The organism is Nocardia sp. CNS-044 (assembly GCF_059570515.1).
This window is the reverse complement of record NZ_JCANSX010000005.1, coordinates 1591161-1609120: the sequence shown is the minus strand read 5'-3', so window position 1 is coordinate 1609120 and position 17960 is coordinate 1591161. Positions and strand designations below refer to the sequence as shown.

The following is a 17960-nucleotide window of genomic DNA, read 5'->3' as shown; positions in this document are numbered from 1 at the left end:
ATAGGCTTCCGCACATGGCTTCTGGAGACATCGTCCCGATCGAGCTCGGCCTGACCGACGGCGATCTCGTCACCCTGTGGGCACCGCGCTGGCGCGACGGTGACGACGAGTGGATGGCATTCCTCGGACACGAGGATTCCCTCTATGGTTTCGACACCGTCGCCGAACTGGCCGCGTTCATCCGGACCAGCTCCGACAACGACCTGGTCGACCATCCCGCGTGGAAGGTCGTCGCCGGACTGTCGGCGGTGGAACTGGAGCCGGAGGAGAACTTCACTTTCGACCTGGTCGCGGTGCCGGAGCTGGCCGCGGGCGATCCCGACGTGGACAGCATCGCCGAGCTGGAGGACACCCTCGGCATGGTCCGCAACATCGGCGAGGTGTGCGAGCTGGAGACGGTCACCAAGTTCTTCGGCTCGCACCCCGTGCTCGGCGCGCTGCCCGGTGGAGTGAGCGCGTTCGTCGGTCGCGACGGCGAGGAACTCTGGGACCAGATCGGCGCGGCCATCGCCAAGGACTGGGACTCGGTGCTCGACGCCATCGACTCGGTGGTCGCCACCCCGGACGTGGACGCCGAGGCCGTCGCGGTCGCCGAGGCCGAGTTGCTCGCGGCCGAGGAGAACGTGGTCGACGCCGACGACGCGGCCGACAGCGACGAGGACGAGGAATTCGAAGCCGTAGACATGGACGACGAGGACGAGGAGGAAGACGACTCGTTCTGGCACGAGGTCGGCATCGACCCGGTCAAGATCGTCACCGCGGACGGCACCTACTTCACGCTGCGCTGCTATCTCGACGACGAACCGATCTTCCTCGGCAAGAACGGCTCGATCACGGTGTTCACCTCCGAGCGCGCCCTCGCGCGCTACCTCGCCGACGAGCACGAGCACGACCTGGCGAGGGTGAGCACCTATGGCGAGGTGCAGACCGCCGCCGTGGACGGCTCGCTCGAGGTCGAGGTGACCGACGAGAACGTCTACGTGCTGCCCGGACTGGCCGACGACCTGGCCGAGGGCCCGGAGGCGGTCGACATCGAACAGCTCGACCTGGCCGTCGAATTGTTCACCGACGCCGCCGACTACGCCGAGGACGACGCCGTCGAGCAGGCCCTTGCCCAGTCCACTCCCCTGGGCTGGTACGTGTCGTACCTGCTGAACCCGGACCCGACCCGGATGGCGCCGAACCCGCCGTTCGCCGCGGAGGCGCAGAGCTGGCGCGAGCTCGAGCGCGGGTTCGAAGCTCGGCTCGCGCCGCAGTAGTCCGCTGAGTTCGGGGCCGAATACGTTCGGCCCCGAACTCATTTCAGCCTGATCCAGATGTGCTCGGCGCGACCGAGCAGCCGCTCGTCGCTGCCGTACACCGCGCTGGCGGTGAAAATCTTGCGACCCTGCTCGCCGTGGCTTTCCCCGACCACGACGCACGGTTCGCCCACCTCGGGTAGGCCGAGCACCGCGGCCGTCATCGAGCCGAGCAGTGCGGGGCGGTCCAGCATGCCCGGCACCGACCAGCCACCCGGGCAGTCCAGCGCCGCCCACAGCAGCGCGTCTCCGATCGCCAGCGATTCGTCGGGCGTCCACGGTGCCGCGACCAGCCCCGCGCGCACCGTCCCCGGCTCGATACGCAGTCCATCTTCGCGTGCGTTTCCGCAGACGAAGCAGAGCGCGAACATGTCGTTGGTCTCGTACGAGCCCGTGGCCTTCTCCGCGATTTCGCGTGAAACGGGTCCCGGAACATCCCGTTCGAAGGCGCCCGCTCGCGATTCGGCGATCAGGCGCTCGCCGTCGAACAACTTGCCGTCCTCCAGCCGCAACGGCGTGTCCAGCGGAGCCGGGTTGCGCAACATGACGGTCACTGTGCCTTCGTCACGGTGTTCGGCGAGACGTCCGCAGACGTAACCGCCGTTACCCGAATCCGGCGGGCCGTTGAATCGACCGGGAATCTGCACACTCGTCACAACATCCCACGATAGACCGCCCTGTAAGCCGTGCGCCGGTGGTCCGTCCGCGCCCTCGTTCAGCCGAGCAGCACCGCGTACCCCGGCTTGATGATGTCGTCGATGATGCGCAGCCGCTCCGGGAACGGGATGAAGGCCGACTTCATCGCGTTGATGGTGAACCGCTCCAAATCGCTCCAGCCGTAGCCGAAGGTCTCCACCAGCTTCAGCATCTCCGCGCTCATCGTGGTGTCGCTCATCAGGCGGTTGTCGGTGTTCACCGTGACGCGGAAGCGCAGCCGGGCGAGCAGATCGAACGGGTGCTTGTCCAGGGCGGGCACCGCGCCGGTCTGCACGTTCGACGAGGGACACAGCTCGAGCGGAATTCGCATGTCCCGCACGTAGTTCGCGACCAGCCCCAGTTCCGCGTCCTCGAGCGCGCCCGGCACGTGGATGTCGTCGGTGATGCGCACGCCGTGCCCGAGCCGGTCGGCGCCGCAGAACGCCAGCGCCTCGTGGATCGACGGCAGGCCGAACGCCTCGCCCGCGTGGATGGTGAAGTGCGCGCTGCTCGCCCGCATGTACTCGAACGCGTCGAGGTGTCTGCTCGGCGGGAAGCCCGCCTCCGCACCCGCGATGTCGAAGCCGCCGACGCCACGGTCGCGCCAGCGCACCGTGAGCTCGGCGATCTCACGCGAACGCGCCGCGTGCCGCATGGCCGTGAGCAGACAGGTCACCACGATGGAATGGCCCGCCTCGGCCGCGGCCGCCTCGCCCTCACGGAAGCCGGCCAAGGTGTGCTCGACCACCTCGTCCATGCTCAGGCCGCGCTCCAGGTGCTGCTCGGGCGCGAAGCGGACCTCGGCGTACACCACGCCGTCGGCTGCCAGGTCCTCCGCGCACTCGCGAGCCACCCGGCGCAGGCCCTCCGGTGTCTGCATCACCGCGACGGTGTGCGCGAACGTCTCCAGGTAGCGCTCCAGGGAACCGCTGTCGGCGGCGTCGCGGAACCAGGCCGCCAGGGTGGCCTCATCGGTCGCGGGTAGGTCTTCGTAACCGCAATCGGCGGCGAGCTCCAGCACCGTCGCGGGCCGCAGACCACCGTCGAGGTGATCGTGCAGCAGCGCCTTGGGAGCTTGGCGGATCGAGGCGAGGGTGAGCGGCATCGGTCCTGTCATGACCACACGTTAGCCGCGCCGCGCGGAATCGGCAGCGAAGTTCCGCCGTGTCAACCATCTCGTTGCCGGCGGGCCACGGCGCGGTTCACAGCGCGTCTCCGTAGCGACGCCGAGCACGGCCGGTTTCGGCGCTCAGGAACCGATCCGGTCCAAGATCAGCGGGACGTCCCCGATCGGCGCGGTGGCGCCGATGGTGATCGAATCCGCCAGTGCGGCAACGGCTCCCGGGATCGCGTCCGGCGTGTCGGTGTGCAGGGTGAGCAGCGGCTGTCCCGCGACGACCGGATCGCCCGGCTTGGCGTGCATCTCGATGCCCGCACCGAACTGCACCCGGTCGCCCTGGCGGGCCCGACCGGCGCCGAGGCGCCACGCGGCGACGCCGACGCCCATGGCGTCCAGGCGGGTCAGCACGCCGTCACGCTCGGCGCGGACAGTTTCGGTGTGCGTGGCGCGCGGCAGGGCCGCGTCCGGGTCACCGCCCTGGGCTCGCACCATCGCGCGCCAGTGATCCATCGCCCGTCCGTCGGCGAGCGCGTCGGCCGGATCGATGTCCAGGCCCGCCAGCGCCACCATCTCCCGCGCCAGCGCGAGGGTGAGCTCGACGACGTCGGCGGGCCCGCCACCGGCCAGCACCTCGACCGATTCGGCCACCTCGAGCGCGTTGCCCGCGGTGCGCCCCAGCGGGGTGTCCATCGCGGTGAGCAACGCGACCGTGCGCACCCCGGCGTCCGCGCCGAGCTCGACCATGGTCGTGGCCAGTTCGCGGGCCGCGCCGTGGTCCTTCATGAACGCGCCCGCTCCGACCTTCACGTCGAGCACCAGCGCGCCGGTGCCCTCGGCGATCTTCTTGCTCATGATCGAGCTGGCGATCAACGGGATCGACTCGACCGTGCCCGTGACGTCGCGCAGGGCGTAGAGGCGCTTGTCGGCGGGCGCGAGGTCGGCCCCCGCCGCGCACACGACCGCGCCGATCGCCGGGTCGGCCAGGATCTCGCGCACGCGCGGCACGTCGATGTCGGCCCGCCAGCCTGGGATCGACTCGAGCTTGTCCAGAGTGCCGCCGGTGTGACCCAGCCCACGTCCGGACAGTTGCGGCACCGCCGCGCCACACGCGGCGACCAGCGGCGCGAGCGGCAGCGTGATCTTGTCGCCGACCCCGCCCGTGGAGTGCTTGTCCACCGTGGGGCGCGGCAGATCCGTGAAATCCATTCGCCGTCCAGAGGCGATCATCGCGGCCGTCCAGCGGGCCGTCTCCCTGCGCGTCATCCCGCGCCAGACAATGGCCATGGCCAGCGCCGACATCTGCTCGTCGGCCACCGCGCCCCTGGTGAATCCGTCGACCACCCAGTCGATCTGCGCGTCCGAGAGCTCCCCGCCATCGCGCTTGGTCGTGATGATCGAAACCGCGTCCACACCCGTCACCCGGCCAGTCTGGCACGACACTCCACCGCGGCTGGTTCTTGTCGGTGACCTCCGATAGCCTCGCCGCATCAATCGATCGACGAAGGGGGAAACAGATGACTTACACCGAGCTGGACCGACGGGTGACCAGGCTCGAGCAGCGCACCCGCGAGGTCGAGGCCTGTCACTCCGAGTCCATCTACAAGCTGACCCGACGGGCGGCGCGGACGGACATCGCGACCGGTCGGCTGGTCGTCGGCATGAACCAGCTGGGCCGCGGCATGGCGCTGATGATGGAACGCATGGGCCTGCCACCGCTCGAGTTCGCGGAGGTATCGATGCCCACAGAAGCGGAAATCGACGACGCGCTCGAAGCCGACTGCTGACGAAACCTACTGCTGTCCGGCGCTCAGGTCCTCAGGACCGAAGGCGTCGGGCAGCAGCGCGCTCAGCCGGACGGGGCCCGTGCGGTGGTCCACCAGGAGATCGCGGCCGCCGTGCTCGTAGAGAAGCTGGCGGCAGCGACCGCACGGCATCAGGATTTCGCCGCGGGAATCGCAGACCGAGACCGCCGCGAGACGCCCGCCGCCGCCCGCGAATAAGTTACCGACGAGTACGCATTCGGCGCAGAGGCCCAATCCATATGAGACATTTTCCACATTGCAACCGCTCACAATTCGACCGTCCGAAGTGAGAGCCGCGGCGCCGACCGGGAAACGGGAGTAGGGCGCATAGGCGTTGCGCATAACTCGAATAGCATTGTCGCGCAAAACATTCCACTCGATTTCCGGCATCGTGAACCTCTCGCCGAACCACCGCGACGAGGCCGCGCGAGAGCCCGCGCACACCCCATTACGCATCAACAAAGGTAAACCTAACCCAGCGGAATGTCGCGCAACGCACGGCACGCCGAATTAGTTCCGCGAAACCGAGAGGATTAGAGTCCACAACAGATCGGTTCAGGTTCCCGGCGGGCCTCGTGCGAACGGAGCACCGTACTCCAGCACACTTGGAGCACAGCGCAGCAACCTGGGCATTCGCCCCCTTCACGCGGCCGGCCCGGGACCTGAGACCGGGTCCATCAACGACGTTGGAGGCACCGCACTCTATGACCACGATCGAAGCTCCGGCCCAGCCGAAGCGGAAGACGCTGTACCGAGGCGACCCCGGAATGTGGTCCTGGGCGCTGCACCGGATCACCGGTGTCACCATCTTCTTCTTCCTCTTCGTGCACGTTTTGGACACCGCACTCGTCCGGGTCAGCCCGGAGACCTACGACGCGGCGATCGAGACCTACAAGACGCCGCTCGTCGCGCTGATGGAGATGGGCCTCGTGGTCTGCGTGCTGTTCCACGCGCTCAACGGCGTCCGCGTGATCCTCGTCGACTTCTGGTCCCAAGGCCCGCGCTACCAGCGGCAGATGCTCTGGATCGTGCTCGCCATCTGGATCCTGGTCTCGGCCGCCGGTATCGGCCGCCAGTTCTTCTACCTGTTGACGGAGCACTGATCGCGATGAGCGCACCTGTACTCGGTAAGTCTTACGACCGTCCGGCCAGCCTGGATCTGCCTCGCTCGCCGCGCGCTCGCTCCAGCAACAACTTCGAGAAGTACGCGTGGCTGTTCATGCGCTTCTCCGGCCTGCTGCTGATGGTCCTGGTGCTGGGCCACATGTTCATCATGCTGATGATCGACGGCGGCGTGCAGCGACTGAACTTCGCCTTCGTCGCGGGCCGCTGGGCCTCCCCGTTCTGGCAGATCTGGGACCTCACCATGCTGTGGCTGGCCCAGCTGCACGGCGGCAACGGTCTGCGCACCGTGATCGACGACTACTCCCGCAAGGACTCGACCCGGTTCTGGCTCAAGACCCTGCTGGTGATCTCGATGATCCTGGTCACGGGCGTCGGCACCTATGTCATCTTCACCTTCGACCCCAACATCAGTTAGGAACAGGCCCTCGCATGAGTGAGCGCAGCGAACGAATCATCGACACAGCGTGCTTCGCACATGCCGGAGCTGAGCGGAGCGAGGCGCAGGCATGAGTGAATCGCGACCGATTCAGGAACACCGCTACGACGTCGTCATCGTCGGCGCCGGTGGCGCGGGCATGCGCGCGGCGATCGAGGCCGGTCCCCGGGTCCGCACCGCCGTGCTGACCAAGCTGTACCCGACCCGTAGCCACACCGGCGCCGCCCAGGGCGGCATGTGCGCCGCGCTGGCCAACGTCGAAGAGGACAACTGGGAGTGGCACACCTTCGACACCGTCAAGGGTGGTGACTACCTGGTCGACCAGGACGCCGCGGAGATCATGGCCAAGGAGGCCATCGACGCGGTGATGGACCTCGAGAAGATGGGTCTGCCGTTCAACCGGACCCCCGAGGGCAAGATCGACCAGCGTCGCTTCGGCGGTCACACCCGCGATCACGGCAAGGCTCCGGTCCGCCGCGCGTGCTACGCCGCCGACCGCACCGGCCACATGATCCTGCAGACGCTGTACCAGAACTGCGTCAAGCACGACGTGGAGTTCTACAACGAGTTCTACGTGCTCGACCTGGTGCTCACCGAGACCGACCGCGGTCCGGTCGCCACCGGTGTGGTCGCCTACGAGCTGGCCACCGGCGAGCTGCACGTCTTCCACGCCAAGTCGATCGTGTTCGCCACCGGCGGCTCGGGCCGGATGTACAAGACCACCTCGAACGCGCACACGCTGACCGGCGACGGCATGGCGATCGTGTTCCGCAAGGGTCTGCCGCTGGAGGACATGGAGTTCCACCAGTTCCACCCGACAGGTCTGGCCGGTCTCGGCATCCTGATCTCGGAGGCGGTCCGCGGTGAGGGCGGCATCCTGCGCAACGCGTCCGGCGAGCGGTTCATGGAGCGCTACGCGCCCACCATCAAGGACCTCGCGCCGCGCGACATCGTCGCCCGCTCGATGGTGCTCGAGGTGCTCGAGGGCCGCGGCGCCGGTCCGAACAAGGACTACGTGCTCATCGACGTGACCCACCTCGGCGAGGACGTGCTCGAGGAGAAGCTCCCGGACATCACCGAGTTCTCCCGCACCTACCTGGGTGTGGACCCGGTGAAGGAGCCGGTGCCGGTCATGCCGACCTGTCACTACGTGATGGGTGGCATCCCGACCCGGATCCGCGGCGAGGTGCTGCGCAACAACACCGACATCGTGCCCGGCCTCTACGCCGCGGGCGAGTGCGCGTGCGTCTCGGTGCACGGCTCCAACCGCCTCGGCACCAACTCGCTGCTCGACATCAACGTGTTCGGCCGCCGCGCGGGCATCGCCGCCGCGGAGTACGCCCAGCGCACCGAGTTCGTCGACATGCCGGAGAAGCCGGCGCAGATGGTCACCGACTGGCTGGCCATGCTGCTGTCGGAGCACGGTGACGAGCGGGTCGCCGACATCCGCACCGAACTGCAGTACACGATGGACATGAACGCCGCCGTGTTCCGCACCGAGGACACCCTCAAGCAGGCCCTCACCGACATCCACGCGCTCAAGGAGCGGTACTCGCGGATCTCGGTGCAGGACAAGGGCAAGCGGTACAACAGCGACCTGCTCGAGGCCGTCGAGCTCGGCTTCCTGCTCGAGCTGGCCGAGGTCACCGTCGTCGGCGCGCTGAACAGGAAGGAATCGCGCGGCGGCCACGCCCGCGAGGACTACCCGGACCGCGACGACGTGAACTTCATGCGGCACACCATGGCCTACAAGGAGAGCCCCGAGCTCATCTCCGACATCCGCCTCGACTTCAAGCCGGTGGTGCAGACCCGTTACGAGCCGATGGAGCGTAAGTACTGATGACTGCTGTTGCCGAAGCACCCTCTTCGCAGAAGCCCGCTCCGGTCCCCGACGGCTCGGTGATGATCACCGTCAAGGTGGCCAGGTTCAACCCGGAGGACGACAAGGGCGCGCACTGGGAGTCCTTCCAGGTGCCGGTCCTGCCGACCGACCGCTTCCTGAACGTGCTCATCTACATCAAGTCCTACCTGGACGGCACGCTCACCTTCCGCCGCTCGTGCGCGCACGGCGTCTGCGGTTCGGACGCGATGCGGATCAACGGCGTGAACCGGCTGGCCTGCAAGGTGCTGATGAAGGACATGCTGCCCAAGGGCGGCAAGTCGCTCACCGTCACCGTCGAGCCGATCCGCGGCCTGCCCGTGGAGAAGGACCTCGTCGTCGACATGGAGCCGTTCTTCGACGCGTTCCGCGCGGTGAAGCCCTACCTGATCACCACGGGTAACGAGCCGACCCGCGAGCGCATCCAGAGCCAGGCCGACCGCGCCCGGTTCGACGACACCACCAAGTGCATCCTGTGCGCCTGCTGCACCACCTCCTGCCCCGTGTACTGGAGCGACGGCAGCTACTTCGGCCCGGCCGCGATCGTGAACGCCCACCGCTTCATCTTCGACAGCCGCGACGAAGCCGCCCGCGAACGCCTCGACATCCTCAACGACGTCGAAGGCGTCTGGCGCTGCCGCACCACCTTCAACTGCACCGACGCCTGCCCCCGCGGCATCGAGGTCACCAAGGCCATCCAGGAAGTCAAGCGAGCCCTCCTCTTCGCCCGCTGACCCCCGGACCCACCGGCCGAACAACGAAGGCCGCCACCATCCAAACATGGTGGCGGCCTTCGTCGTTGGCGCTCCGCCCCGCGACCGGCACGCACCGATCCGCAGCGTCGAGGGCTACGAATACCCATCGATATTGCTGGGTACTCTGCTGGAGATTTATCATGAGACATATGAAGACCATGATCGACCTCAACGACGAAGCGTTGGCGCTGGCCGCCAAGGAGCTGGGCACGACCACGAAGAAGGACACGGTCAATGCCGCGCTCGAGTTCGTGGCCGATCGCAGGCGACGGATCGAGCAGGTGCTGAACGATCCCCACGGGTTCGGGGTCGGGCCGGACATCGATGATCCGGAAATCATGCGCCAGGCTCGCCGTTGACCGAAACGACACCACTGCGGCTGCATCTCGTGGACACCTCAGCGGCCGCTCGCATCAGGCATGCACCGGTACAAAGCGTCATCGCGGGCCTCATCGCCGACCGCGCCGCCGCGACCTGCGTAACCGTCGACCTCGAGGCCGGGTACTCCGGCCGCAATCTCGCCGACGTCCAGAACATCGGCCAACGACGACGCTCCCTGTACATCAACCTGCCGATCAACGAAACCATCGCCGATCGCGCCCGGGAAGTTCAGCTGCTGATGGCGCGCAGGAGTCAGCATCGTTCAGCCGGAATCATCGATCTGCTCACCGCCGCCGTGGCCGAGTTCCACGGCGCGGTCCTCGTCCACTACGACGCCGACTTCGAGCACATCGCGGCCGTAACCCGGCAACCACAGGTGTGGGTCGTTCCCCAGGGCAGCTTGAACTGACTCACTCGCGATGGGTCCGCAGATGCCGCCCACGGGATTCGCGCAGCGGACCGCTCAAAGGACTGGGGAGCGCTCTGTGCGGCGGGCGAAGGGTGGGGCGTGTTCGGGGCGGAGGCCGATGCCGCCGATGTAGGCGGTGATGGCGCGTAGCCGGGGCGAGCGGCGGAGCAGGCGTAGGGGCGCTGGGAGGTGGTGTTCATCGAGGGTGGCGTCGAGGGCCGGGTGGATGAGCATGTCGTGTTCGCCGCGCTGGGTCTGCTGGACGATCGCCGCGGGGAGAGAGCGGCGGCGTTGGACGCGGGCCAGGTCGGTGCGGCGAATTGTGCCGTGGCGCAAGGGTTCGGCGAGGTAGCGGGCGGTGGCCACGGCGTCTTGGATCGCGAGGTTGACGCCGACGCCGCCGACCGGTGACATGGTGTGCGCGGCGTCGCCGATGCACAGCACGCCGTCGGCGTACCAGCGGCGCAGGCGGTTCATCCCGGTCCGCAGGACGGCGACATCGTCCCAGTCGCGGATGGCGGCCAGTTGCCGATCCGAGAAACCGCACAGCTCGCCCAGACGGGACCGCCACGCCGCGATGTCCTCGCTTCGCCGCTGCTCGTCGGTGCCTTTCGCGATGAGGTAGGCGACCTGCTGGTAGTCGCCGCGGTCCATCGCGACCGCCACCTGACCACCGCCGAACCAGCCGAACACCTCGCCGTCGCCGCTGTGAGCCTTGGGGACTCGGACCTGCCACACATCCATCGGAACCTCGAACTCGCGCACCGGCAGTCCGGATTCGCGGCGCACCACCGACCACCTGCCGTCGCAGCCGACCGTGAGATCCGCCGTGAGCGCCCGCGATCCATCGTCCGCATCGGTGTAGTCGACGCCGGTGACCCGGCCGTCGTCGTCGCGGCGCAATCCGGTCACGGTGCAATTGCGACGGAGGGTGAACGTCGGCTCCTCGGAAGCGGCAGCGCAGAGCAGATCGAGGAAATCGCCCTGGGGCACCATCGCGATGTGCTTGTGCCGACCGGGAATTCGGCTGAAATCCGCCATCACGACGACGGTGTCGCCGATGCGTATCCGCATCTGCCGCAGGCGCCCGGCCGGAATTCTCGCGAACCGTTCACCCAAGCCGAGTTCGTCGAGAAGGCGCAGTGTCGACGGGTGGACGGTGTCGCCGCGGAAGTCCCGGCGGAAGTCGGCGTGCTTCTCGAGCACGGTCACCTCGACGCCCGCGCGAGCCAGCAACAGTCCGAGCATCATCCCCGCTGGGCCGCCACCCACGACGACGCACCCCGTTCGTTCGATCATGGCGCCAGGCTAGCAGAAGTTAGACTCTGTCTAAATTTCGATGGCATGTAAGAATCCAGGCATGGGACTGCGGGAACAGAAGAAGCGGAAGACCAAGCAGGCTCTGGTCGAGGCGGCCCTGCGATTGTTCGCCGAGAAGGGTTACGACAACACCACGGTCGCCGAGATCGCCGCCGCCGCACAGGTTTCCTACGCGACCTTCTTCAACTACTGCACCGCCAAGGAAGACGTCGTCTTCGCCGACGACGACCTCTACGACGAACTTCTCGCGGAGATCTTCGCCGCCCGCGTTCCACGCGAAGGCCCCGCCGACCTGCTGTTGCGCGTGATCGATCAGCTGAGCGCGGCGACGAGCTGGAGTTTCCCGCTCGACCACGAACTCACCCACATACGAGCACGTCTCATCGCCGAAGTGCCCGCCCTGCGCGCTGCCGCTCTGCTGCGCAACGCGGGACTGCGGCAGCGCCTGACCGAAGCCCTCCTCGACGCCTACCCCGCCGACCTCGACGACCTGCACGCGGCGGCGTTGAGCGGTGCGATGGTCGGTGCGGTCGACGCGGTGCTCGACGACTCCGCCAGAGGAAAGCTGACACCCACCACGATCACCGGCATCGTGCACCGAGCCGCTGAGATCGGCCTGCGCGGCCACCTGTCGGAGGGAGCACGGCACGAGCGGTGACGCCGCGAAACGTGGCATCTCGCAAGCAGGTATCCACCGTCCACCCGGCAACCGCAGGCGCGGGTCGTCCTCGGGGCAGCATGAGCCGACTCATTCCCGGCCGAGGGGAAGGGGAGTCGCGCAGGACCAGTGTTCGCCCGCGAGGACCACGTGGTCGAGGAAGCGCAGGCCTACGGTGCGGGACGCTTCGATGAGGGCGGTGGTGGTGCGGCGGTCGTCGAGGCTGGGGGTGGCGGTGCCGGAGGGGTGGTTGTGGACGAGGGCGAAGGCGCGGCCGTCGTGGCGCAGCACGGTGTTGAGGATTTCGCGGATCGGGACGGCAACCTGATCGACCGCGCCTTCGGCGACGAACACCTTCTGCCGCAAGCGATTCTGGGTGTCGCAGACCAGCACGAGAACCCGTTCCACGCGGACGCCGTCGAACAGCGGGCGGGCGATGCGGACGACATCGAGGGCGCTCTCCAGGTGCGGGGCGGCCTCGGGTTCGGCGCGTGCCCTGCTGCCGAGCTGGAAGGCCGCGATGATCGCGGCGGCCTTGGCCACCCCGATCCCGGCTCTGCGGAACAGTTCCTCGGGCCGAGCCTTGGCCAGGCCCGGGATGCCGCCGTATTCGGCGAGGAGCTCCGCGGCCAATTCCAGCGCACTCTCGCCCCGGCGACCCTGACCGAGCAGCAGGGCGAGCAATTCGCTGTCGCTGAGCGCGTGCGGGCCGAGCGCGAGCAGTCGCTCGCGCGGGCGTTGGCCGAAGGGCAGGTTGGCGATCGGTACCGACATCACAATCCCCCTCGAATGCGTTGGAGAGTTCGGATTGTGCCAGCGGCCACCGACAGGTCGGGTGGGCGCGCGGTTCGGGCAGAATGAGGGAACGAACCGATCGGGGGGACGAATGTCTGGTTGGCGCAAGAACTCCAACAACTCGGCGGCCCACGGCCGCGACGGCGCGGCACACGCCGTGCGCGCACTGGGCGCAGCCGCGCTGCTGACGCTCGCGGCCTGCGGCGGCTCCGACACCGCGGCGAGCCCGGACCTCGGCAGGTACTACGACCAGCACGTCGCATGGGGTTCCTGCGCGGACTTCCCGCACGGCGCCGAGCTTGCGGCGGGCGGCCTCGAATGCGGGCGGGTGACCGTCCCGCTCGACTACGCCGAGCCCGACGGCGCGACGGCTTCGATCGCCGTCTCCCGCCTCCCCGCCCGCGGCGAGCGGGTCGCTTCCCTGCTCACCAACCCCGGCGGCCCCGGATCGCCCGGAATCGTGATGCCGCTGATGTTCGCGAAAAGCGAGGTGGCGCAACGTTTCGACGTGATCGGCGTCGATGTCCGCGGCCTCGGCGCCTCCACGCCGAAGGTGGTGTGCCTGACGCCGGAGGAGTACCAAGCGGAGCGCAACGAGCTCGACGTCGACTATTCACCCGAAGGCATCGCGCAGACCGAACGCGAGAACCGCGACTACGTGGCGAAATGCGTACAGCGCACGGGTGTCGACGTGCTGGCCAATGTCGGGACCCGGGATGTGGCACGGGATTTCGACGTGATCCGGGCGGCGCTCGGCGACGAGAAGCTGACCTACTACGGCGGCTCCTACGGCACCCGCCTCGGCTCCACCTTCGCCGAGATGTTCCCCGACCGCGTGCGCGCCATGGTCCTCGACGGCGGCGTCGACCCGGCCACCGACATGGTCGACGCGGTGGTCTTCTCGCGCGGCTTCCAACAGGCCTTCGACGCCTACGCCGCCGAATGCGCCAAGGCGCCGGACTGCCCGCTCGGCACCGACCCGGCCCGCGCCACCGCGGCCTTCCACGCCCTCGTCCTCCCGCTGATCGACCGACCGGCCGCCACCGCCGACCCGCGCGGCCTCGGCTATCGCGACGCGCTCAGCGCGGTGGCCAATTCGCTGTACAACCCGGCGGGCTGGCCCGGTATCACCGAGGGCCTGAAGGAGCTGGCCGACGGCCGCGGCGACGCTCTGCTGGCGTTCGCGGACGTCATCGCGAGCCCGAGCATCGTCGAGCGGGATTTGCAGCAGGCGGTGTTCTGCCTCGAGGAGAAGCGCGTCACCGATCGCGCCGAGGCCGCCGAACTGGACCGCCGCACCCGCTCCGCCGCACCGATTTTCGACGACGGTCGCGGCACCGGACAGGCTCCCCTCGGCGTCTGCGCCTTCTGGCCGGTGCCGACGAATTCCCAGCCGCACGTCCCCTCGGTATCGAATCTGCCGAAGGTCGTCGTCGTCTCCGTCACCGGCGATCCGGCCACCCCGCACGAGGGCGGGAAGAACCTGGCCCGCGCGCTCGGCGCTTCCCTGGTCACCTACGAGGGTGTGCAGCACGGCGTCTTCGGCCAGGGTGTGGCGTGCGTGGACGAGCCGGTGTTGCGGTATCTGATCGACCTCACCCCACCACCCGAAGGACTGGTCTGCCAGTCGGCCTGAGCGGATCCCAGCAGGAGCGACAACCGCCGGTTCGGGCACACTCTTCGGCGAACCGCTACCCAGGAGAAGGCGAATAGTGCGAAGGCGCAGGACAATTCAGGGCGTGGTGCGGTCGTGGTTTCCGCGCGCGGCGCTGGCGGCGCTGCTGCTCACCACGGCGGCGTGCGCGGACGATGAACCGCTCGTCGCGCCGGCTCCGACCCTGGAACCGTTCCTCCGCCAGACCCTCACCTGGGAGTCGTGCGAGAACTATCCCGGCGGCGCGGGGCTTTCCGCCGAGGGCATCGAATGCGCGCGGGTGACGGTTCCATTGGACTACGCCGATCCCGGGGGCGAGACCGCCCGTATCGCCATCTCTCGGCTGCGGGCGCGCGGCGAGCGCGTCGCCGCGATCCTCACCAACCCGGGCGGCCCGGGCGGACCCGGCCTGGACATGCCGAGGATGCTGGCGAAAACGCCGCTGGCCGAACGCTTCGACGTGATCGGCATGGATGTGCGCGGACTCGGCGCCTCGACGCCGCTGGTGCGCTGCCCATCCGCGGAGGAGACGCGGACGGAGCGGTTGATACTCGGGGCCGGCCATGCCTTCGGCGAGATCGATCAACTGGAAGAGGAGGCCGAGGACTACGCCGTCTCGTGTGCGGCCGGTTCGGGGACGAAGCTGCTCGCACATGTCGGGACCGTCGATGTGGCCAGGGATCTCGATGTGATCAGGACGGTGCTCGGCGAGCAGAAGCTGACGTACTTCGGTGGTTCGTACGGCACCCGTCTCGGTTCCACCTTCGCCGAGATGTTCCCGGACCGGGTCCGGGCGATGGTGCTGGACGGTCCCCTCGATCCGGCGGCCAACATGGGTGATCCGGTGGCCGACGCCGCCGCGTTCCAGCGGGCATTCGAGGCCTACGCGGCGGACTGCGCGACGGCACCCGACTGCCCTCTCGGCACCGACCCCCGGCAGGCGACGGAGGTCTACCGGAAGCTGACCCTGCCGCTGATCAGCCATCCCGCGGCCACCACGGATCAGCGCGGAGTGGATTTCTTCGATGCGGCCGACGGGGTGATCGCCTCGATGTACAGCCCGGCACTCTGGCCGCAGCTCACCGCAGCCCTCGCCGAGCTGACCCGTGGCCGTGGTGACGCCCTCCAGGCGATCATCACCGGCCATTCCGAGTCCATCGGGATGGGCGTGCACCGGGCGGTGAAGTGCCTCGAGGAGGTCAGAGTCACCGAGCGGGCACAAGTAACCCAGCAGGAACGCCGAATCCGCGAGGTCGCCCCCATTTTCGACAGCGGACTGCCCATCACCGAATCCCCCTTGGACGTGTGTGCGTTCTGGCCGGTGCCGCCGAATTGGCAGCCGCATCCGCCGGTGATCACGGGCCTGCCGAAAGTGGTCGTCGTGGCGTCCACCGGCGATCCGGCGACACCGTACGAGGGCGGCGTGCGGCTGGCCGAGGCCCTCGACGCACCACTGATCACCTACACGGCCACCCAGCACGGCGTCGTGTTCAAGGGCGTGCGTTGCGTGGACGAGCCGGTCATGAAATACCTGATCGAACTCGTTCCACCACCGGACACACGGTGCGTACCACAGCGATAGGCCGCGGGTCGGGCCTCCGCCTTCGCTGCGACCATGCATGGGACTGTCGACGGACGTCGTCCGGCAGCGCCCGTCTAACCGTCGACGGTGACAGCCTCCGGCGCCGGTAGTGCGCACAGCACACCCGAGGCCAGTTTCTCGAGGTGATGGAGTTGCCGCTCGTGCACCACGATTCGGCGCAACGCCTCGTTGACGGTGGCGTTGCTGTTGGCCGTCCCCATGATCGCGGCGGCGGCGGCCAACAGCTTCTGGTCGAGATCGATCCGCACGGTATGCATGCGTCCTCCTTCGTACTTTCGCCATCTTGCGGCATCACCCCCGCTCATGTCCGGCAAATCGCGTACACGCGCCGCGATACCGGGCTTGACTCGATACCCCATGGGGGTATAATTCGAGACATGGAACACGGCCACGGAGCACATCACGCACACGCCGGGCACGCAGGGCATTCCGAACCGACCGCGCACGAAGGACATGCGGCCGGTCGGCACGAGAGCACGCACGGCGCGCAGCAAGCCCACACCGCCGCAGCGGACCACTCCGCACACGCCGAGCATCGTCCGGCGGCCACCTGGAAAATGGCCGCGACCGCGACGCTGCACTGCCTCACCGGCTGCGCCATCGGCGAGGTGCTCGGCCTGGTCATCGGCACCGCGCTGGGCTGGAGCACGCTGCCGACGATGGTGCTCGCCATCGTGCTCGCCTTCGTCTTCGGCTACGCGCTGACCATCCGCGGCGTGATGAAGGCGGGCGTCGCGTTCGGCGCCGCCCTGTCCGTCGCCTTCGCCGCCGACACCCTCTCGATCACCGTCATGGAGATCACCGACAACGCGGTGCTGCTCGCGGTGCCCGGCGCCATGCACGCCGGACTCAACGACGCCCTCTTCTGGGGCGCGCTCGCCTTCGCTTTCGCCGTCGCCTTCGTGGTCACCACACCGGTGAACAAGTGGTTGATCGGGCGCGGCAAGGGGCATGCGGTGGTGCACGTGTACCACGCAAATCACTGAATCGCCAGTGTCACCGTTTCCATGAACGAGACCGGCAATCGACGGAAACCGCTCGGCCAGCTAGGCAGTGTGTACAGCTGGCCGGGCTTTCGTTGTCGGAACGGTCAGGCGGTGCTTGCATCGAGATATGTTCACCGAGGCTCAGCTGTACTCGCCGGTCACCCGCAGCGGCGACGGCGACGTGACGGTGCATTTGAGCGATGAGCACCCCGGCGTGCACGACCCCGAGTACCGGGCGCGCCGCAACGCCATCGCCGCTCTCGCGCTGGCCTACCGGCCGGGCGAACCCGTACCCGAGATCGACTACACCGAGGAAGAACAACAGGTCTGGCGGATCGTCTCCGCCGAACTGGCTCGCAAACACCGCACGTACGCGTGCGCGGAAGTGCTGGCCGCCGCGTCCCGGCTCGACCTACCCGGCGACCACATCCCGCAACTCGACCAGGTGACAGCGGCACTCGCCCCGCTCACCGGCTTCCACTACGTCCCCGCCGCCGGCCTGGTGCCGCTGCGCGAGTTCTTCGGCTCTTTCGCGGACCGGGTGTTCCACTCGACGCAGTACATCCGGCATCACTCCGCCCCGCTCTACACGCCCGAGCCCGACGCCATCCACGAGATCATCGGGCACGCCAACCAGATCGCCAGCCCCCGCTTCGCCGCCATCTACGAAACCGTCGGCGCGGCGGTCGCCCGGTTGACCACCGAGACGGCGCTGAAATTCCTGGCCGATGTGTTCTGGTTCTCGATGGAGTTCGGCGTCGTCCGCGAGCACGGCGAAATCCGCTGCTACGGGGCGGGTCTGCTGTCCTCCTACGGCGAGCTGGACGAGTTCCGGCGGGCCGAGCTGCGGCCGCTCGACGTGGTCGCGATGGGAACCGCCACCTACGACATCACCCACTACCAGCCGATTCTCTACTGCGCCGAGTCGGTTTCGGAGATCGAGGACGTGATCGGCGGCTTCTTCGCCGAGATGGACGACGACACTCCCCTGCGCGCGTTGCGCGAGCAGAAGCGGCCATCGGTGGCCGGGGCGAGCTGACGCG

At 68.2% G+C, this 17960-nt stretch carries 20 protein-coding genes; 13 read left to right on the top strand and 7 right to left on the bottom strand.

The window, feature by feature from the left end; translation table 11 throughout:
• Positions 1 to 14 precede the first annotated feature (14 nt).
• Positions 15 to 1259 carry a SatS C-terminal domain-containing protein gene (locus tag T333_RS08005; RefSeq protein ID WP_496424035.1) on the top strand — a complete coding sequence of 415 codons (1245 nt, stop codon included), beginning with the start codon at positions 15 to 17 and terminating at the stop codon, positions 1257 to 1259.
• Positions 1260 to 1297: 38 nt separating this feature from the next.
• On the opposite strand, the gene T333_RS08000 is transcribed toward T333_RS08005, so the two are convergent.
• The 3 genes from T333_RS08000 to T333_RS07990 all read right to left on the bottom strand — a co-directional run bounded on the left by T333_RS08000 (position 1298) and on the right by T333_RS07990 (position 4533).
• On the bottom strand, positions 1298 to 1954 hold the full coding sequence (locus T333_RS08000) for a hypothetical protein (RefSeq protein ID WP_496424034.1): 657 nt from the start codon (positions 1952 to 1954) through the stop codon (positions 1298 to 1300).
• A gap of 59 nt (positions 1955 to 2013) precedes the next feature.
• Entirely contained in the window at positions 2014 to 3111 is a 1098-nt protein-coding gene (locus T333_RS07995; RefSeq protein WP_357251200.1) for an adenosine deaminase, read from the bottom strand.
• Positions 3112 to 3243: 132 nt separating this feature from the next.
• On the bottom strand, positions 3244 to 4533 hold the full coding sequence (locus T333_RS07990) for a thymidine phosphorylase (RefSeq protein ID WP_496424033.1): 1290 nt from the start codon (positions 4531 to 4533) through the stop codon (positions 3244 to 3246).
• Between the two features lie 95 nt (positions 4534 to 4628).
• Between T333_RS07990 and T333_RS07985 the strand changes: the two genes are divergently transcribed.
• Positions 4629 to 4898 carry a hypothetical protein gene (locus T333_RS07985; protein ID WP_496424032.1) on the top strand — a complete coding sequence of 90 codons (270 nt, stop codon included), beginning with the start codon at positions 4629 to 4631 and terminating at the stop codon, positions 4896 to 4898.
• A gap of 6 nt (positions 4899 to 4904) precedes the next feature.
• On the opposite strand, the gene T333_RS07980 is transcribed toward T333_RS07985, so the two are convergent.
• Positions 4905 to 5306 carry a cytidine deaminase gene (locus tag T333_RS07980; RefSeq protein WP_496424031.1) on the bottom strand — a complete coding sequence of 134 codons (402 nt, stop codon included), beginning with the start codon at positions 5304 to 5306 and terminating at the stop codon, positions 4905 to 4907.
• A 314-nt stretch (positions 5307 to 5620) separates the two neighbouring features.
• Here T333_RS07980 and sdhC point away from each other — a divergent pair, with 314 nt between their 5' ends.
• The 6 genes from sdhC (at position 5621) to T333_RS07950 (ending at position 9901) form a co-directional block, all read left to right on the top strand.
• Positions 5621 to 6019, top strand: a complete 399-nt coding sequence (sdhC, locus tag T333_RS07975) for a succinate dehydrogenase, cytochrome b556 subunit (RefSeq protein ID WP_354999998.1) — start codon at positions 5621 to 5623, stop codon at positions 6017 to 6019.
• A gap of 5 nt (positions 6020 to 6024) precedes the next feature.
• Positions 6025 to 6456, top strand: coding sequence for a succinate dehydrogenase hydrophobic membrane anchor subunit (locus T333_RS07970; RefSeq protein WP_141807228.1), 432 nt, complete (start codon positions 6025 to 6027; stop codon positions 6454 to 6456).
• A gap of 91 nt (positions 6457 to 6547) precedes the next feature.
• Positions 6548 to 8317 (top strand): succinate dehydrogenase flavoprotein subunit, encoded by a 1770-nt coding sequence (sdhA, locus tag T333_RS07965; protein ID WP_354999999.1) that lies wholly within the window; start codon positions 6548 to 6550, stop codon positions 8315 to 8317.
• Positions 8317 to 9090, top strand: a complete 774-nt coding sequence (locus T333_RS07960; RefSeq protein ID WP_355000000.1) for a succinate dehydrogenase iron-sulfur subunit — start codon at positions 8317 to 8319, stop codon at positions 9088 to 9090. Before sdhA ends, T333_RS07960 begins: the two co-directional genes overlap by 1 nt.
• Before the next feature lie 179 nt (positions 9091 to 9269).
• A complete protein-coding gene (locus T333_RS07955; RefSeq protein WP_496424161.1) occupies positions 9270 to 9470 on the top strand; it encodes a type II toxin-antitoxin system VapB family antitoxin in 201 nt (66 codons plus the stop codon).
• Positions 9467 to 9901 (top strand): PIN domain-containing protein, encoded by a 435-nt coding sequence (locus T333_RS07950; protein WP_355000002.1) that lies wholly within the window; start codon positions 9467 to 9469, stop codon positions 9899 to 9901. Before T333_RS07955 ends, T333_RS07950 begins: the two co-directional genes overlap by 4 nt.
• A 54-nt stretch (positions 9902 to 9955) precedes the next feature.
• Here T333_RS07950 and T333_RS07945 read toward each other — a convergent pair whose 3' ends face one another.
• Complete coding sequence (locus T333_RS07945) at positions 9956 to 11200, bottom strand: FAD-dependent oxidoreductase (protein WP_496424030.1); 1245 nt, start codon at positions 11198 to 11200, stop codon at positions 9956 to 9958.
• A gap of 61 nt (positions 11201 to 11261) precedes the next feature.
• Here T333_RS07945 and T333_RS07940 point away from each other — a divergent pair, with 61 nt between their 5' ends.
• On the top strand, positions 11262 to 11879 hold the full coding sequence (locus T333_RS07940) for a TetR/AcrR family transcriptional regulator (protein WP_355000004.1): 618 nt from the start codon (positions 11262 to 11264) through the stop codon (positions 11877 to 11879).
• A gap of 90 nt (positions 11880 to 11969) precedes the next feature.
• Here the strand turns inward: T333_RS07940 and T333_RS07935 are convergent, their stop codons facing one another.
• Positions 11970 to 12653: a JAB domain-containing protein gene (locus tag T333_RS07935; protein WP_355000005.1), complete on the bottom strand. Its 684-nt coding sequence runs from the start codon at positions 12651 to 12653 to the stop codon at positions 11970 to 11972.
• Positions 12654 to 12765: 112 nt separating this feature from the next.
• Between T333_RS07935 and T333_RS07930 the strand changes: the two genes are divergently transcribed.
• Together T333_RS07930 and T333_RS07925 are read left to right on the top strand one after the other, a co-directional pair.
• Positions 12766 to 14310: an alpha/beta hydrolase gene (locus T333_RS07930; RefSeq protein ID WP_496424029.1), complete on the top strand. Its 1545-nt coding sequence runs from the start codon at positions 12766 to 12768 to the stop codon at positions 14308 to 14310.
• Between the two features lie 103 nt (positions 14311 to 14413).
• Positions 14414 to 15910: an alpha/beta hydrolase gene (locus T333_RS07925; RefSeq protein WP_496424028.1), complete on the top strand. Its 1497-nt coding sequence runs from the start codon at positions 14414 to 14416 to the stop codon at positions 15908 to 15910.
• A 74-nt stretch (positions 15911 to 15984) separates the two neighbouring features.
• On the opposite strand, the gene T333_RS07920 is transcribed toward T333_RS07925, so the two are convergent.
• A complete protein-coding gene (locus T333_RS07920; protein WP_355000008.1) occupies positions 15985 to 16188 on the bottom strand; it encodes a type II toxin-antitoxin system VapB family antitoxin in 204 nt (67 codons plus the stop codon).
• Positions 16189 to 16308: 120 nt separating this feature from the next.
• Between T333_RS07920 and T333_RS07915 the strand changes: the two genes are divergently transcribed.
• Both T333_RS07915 and T333_RS07910 read left to right on the top strand, forming a co-directional pair.
• A complete protein-coding gene (locus T333_RS07915) occupies positions 16309 to 16917 on the top strand; it encodes a DUF4396 domain-containing protein (protein WP_496424027.1) in 609 nt (202 codons plus the stop codon).
• 127 nt (positions 16918 to 17044) lie between these two features.
• On the top strand, positions 17045 to 17956 hold the full coding sequence (locus T333_RS07910; protein WP_496424026.1) for a phenylalanine 4-monooxygenase: 912 nt from the start codon (positions 17045 to 17047) through the stop codon (positions 17954 to 17956).
• The last annotated feature ends 4 nt before the right edge of the window (positions 17957 to 17960 follow it).

Coding starts and splice junctions, on each gene's coding strand:
- T333_RS08005 (WP_496424035.1), top strand. CDS start 15: ATGGCTTCTGGAGACATCGTCCCGATCGAGCTCGGCCTGACCGACGGC.
- T333_RS07995 (WP_357251200.1), bottom strand. CDS start 3,111: ATGACAGGACCGATGCCGCTCACCCTCGCCTCGATCCGCCAAGCTCCC.
- T333_RS07985 (WP_496424032.1), top strand. CDS start 4,629: ATGACTTACACCGAGCTGGACCGACGGGTGACCAGGCTCGAGCAGCGC.
- T333_RS07980 (WP_496424031.1), bottom strand. CDS start 5,306: ATGCCGGAAATCGAGTGGAATGTTTTGCGCGACAATGCTATTCGAGTT.
- sdhC (WP_354999998.1), top strand. CDS start 5,621: ATGACCACGATCGAAGCTCCGGCCCAGCCGAAGCGGAAGACGCTGTAC.
- T333_RS07970 (WP_141807228.1), top strand. CDS start 6,025: ATGAGCGCACCTGTACTCGGTAAGTCTTACGACCGTCCGGCCAGCCTG.
- sdhA (WP_354999999.1), top strand. CDS start 6,548: ATGAGTGAATCGCGACCGATTCAGGAACACCGCTACGACGTCGTCATC.
- T333_RS07960 (WP_355000000.1), top strand. CDS start 8,317: ATGACTGCTGTTGCCGAAGCACCCTCTTCGCAGAAGCCCGCTCCGGTC.
- T333_RS07955 (WP_496424161.1), top strand. CDS start 9,270: ATGATCGACCTCAACGACGAAGCGTTGGCGCTGGCCGCCAAGGAGCTG.
- T333_RS07945 (WP_496424030.1), bottom strand. CDS start 11,200: ATGATCGAACGAACGGGGTGCGTCGTCGTGGGTGGCGGCCCAGCGGGG.
- T333_RS07940 (WP_355000004.1), top strand. CDS start 11,262: ATGGGACTGCGGGAACAGAAGAAGCGGAAGACCAAGCAGGCTCTGGTC.
- T333_RS07935 (WP_355000005.1), bottom strand. CDS start 12,653: ATGTCGGTACCGATCGCCAACCTGCCCTTCGGCCAACGCCCGCGCGAG.
- T333_RS07930 (WP_496424029.1), top strand. CDS start 12,766: ATGTCTGGTTGGCGCAAGAACTCCAACAACTCGGCGGCCCACGGCCGC.
- T333_RS07920 (WP_355000008.1), bottom strand. CDS start 16,188: ATGCATACCGTGCGGATCGATCTCGACCAGAAGCTGTTGGCCGCCGCC.
- T333_RS07915 (WP_496424027.1), top strand. CDS start 16,309: ATGGAACACGGCCACGGAGCACATCACGCACACGCCGGGCACGCAGGG.
- T333_RS07910 (WP_496424026.1), top strand. CDS start 17,045: ATGTTCACCGAGGCTCAGCTGTACTCGCCGGTCACCCGCAGCGGCGAC.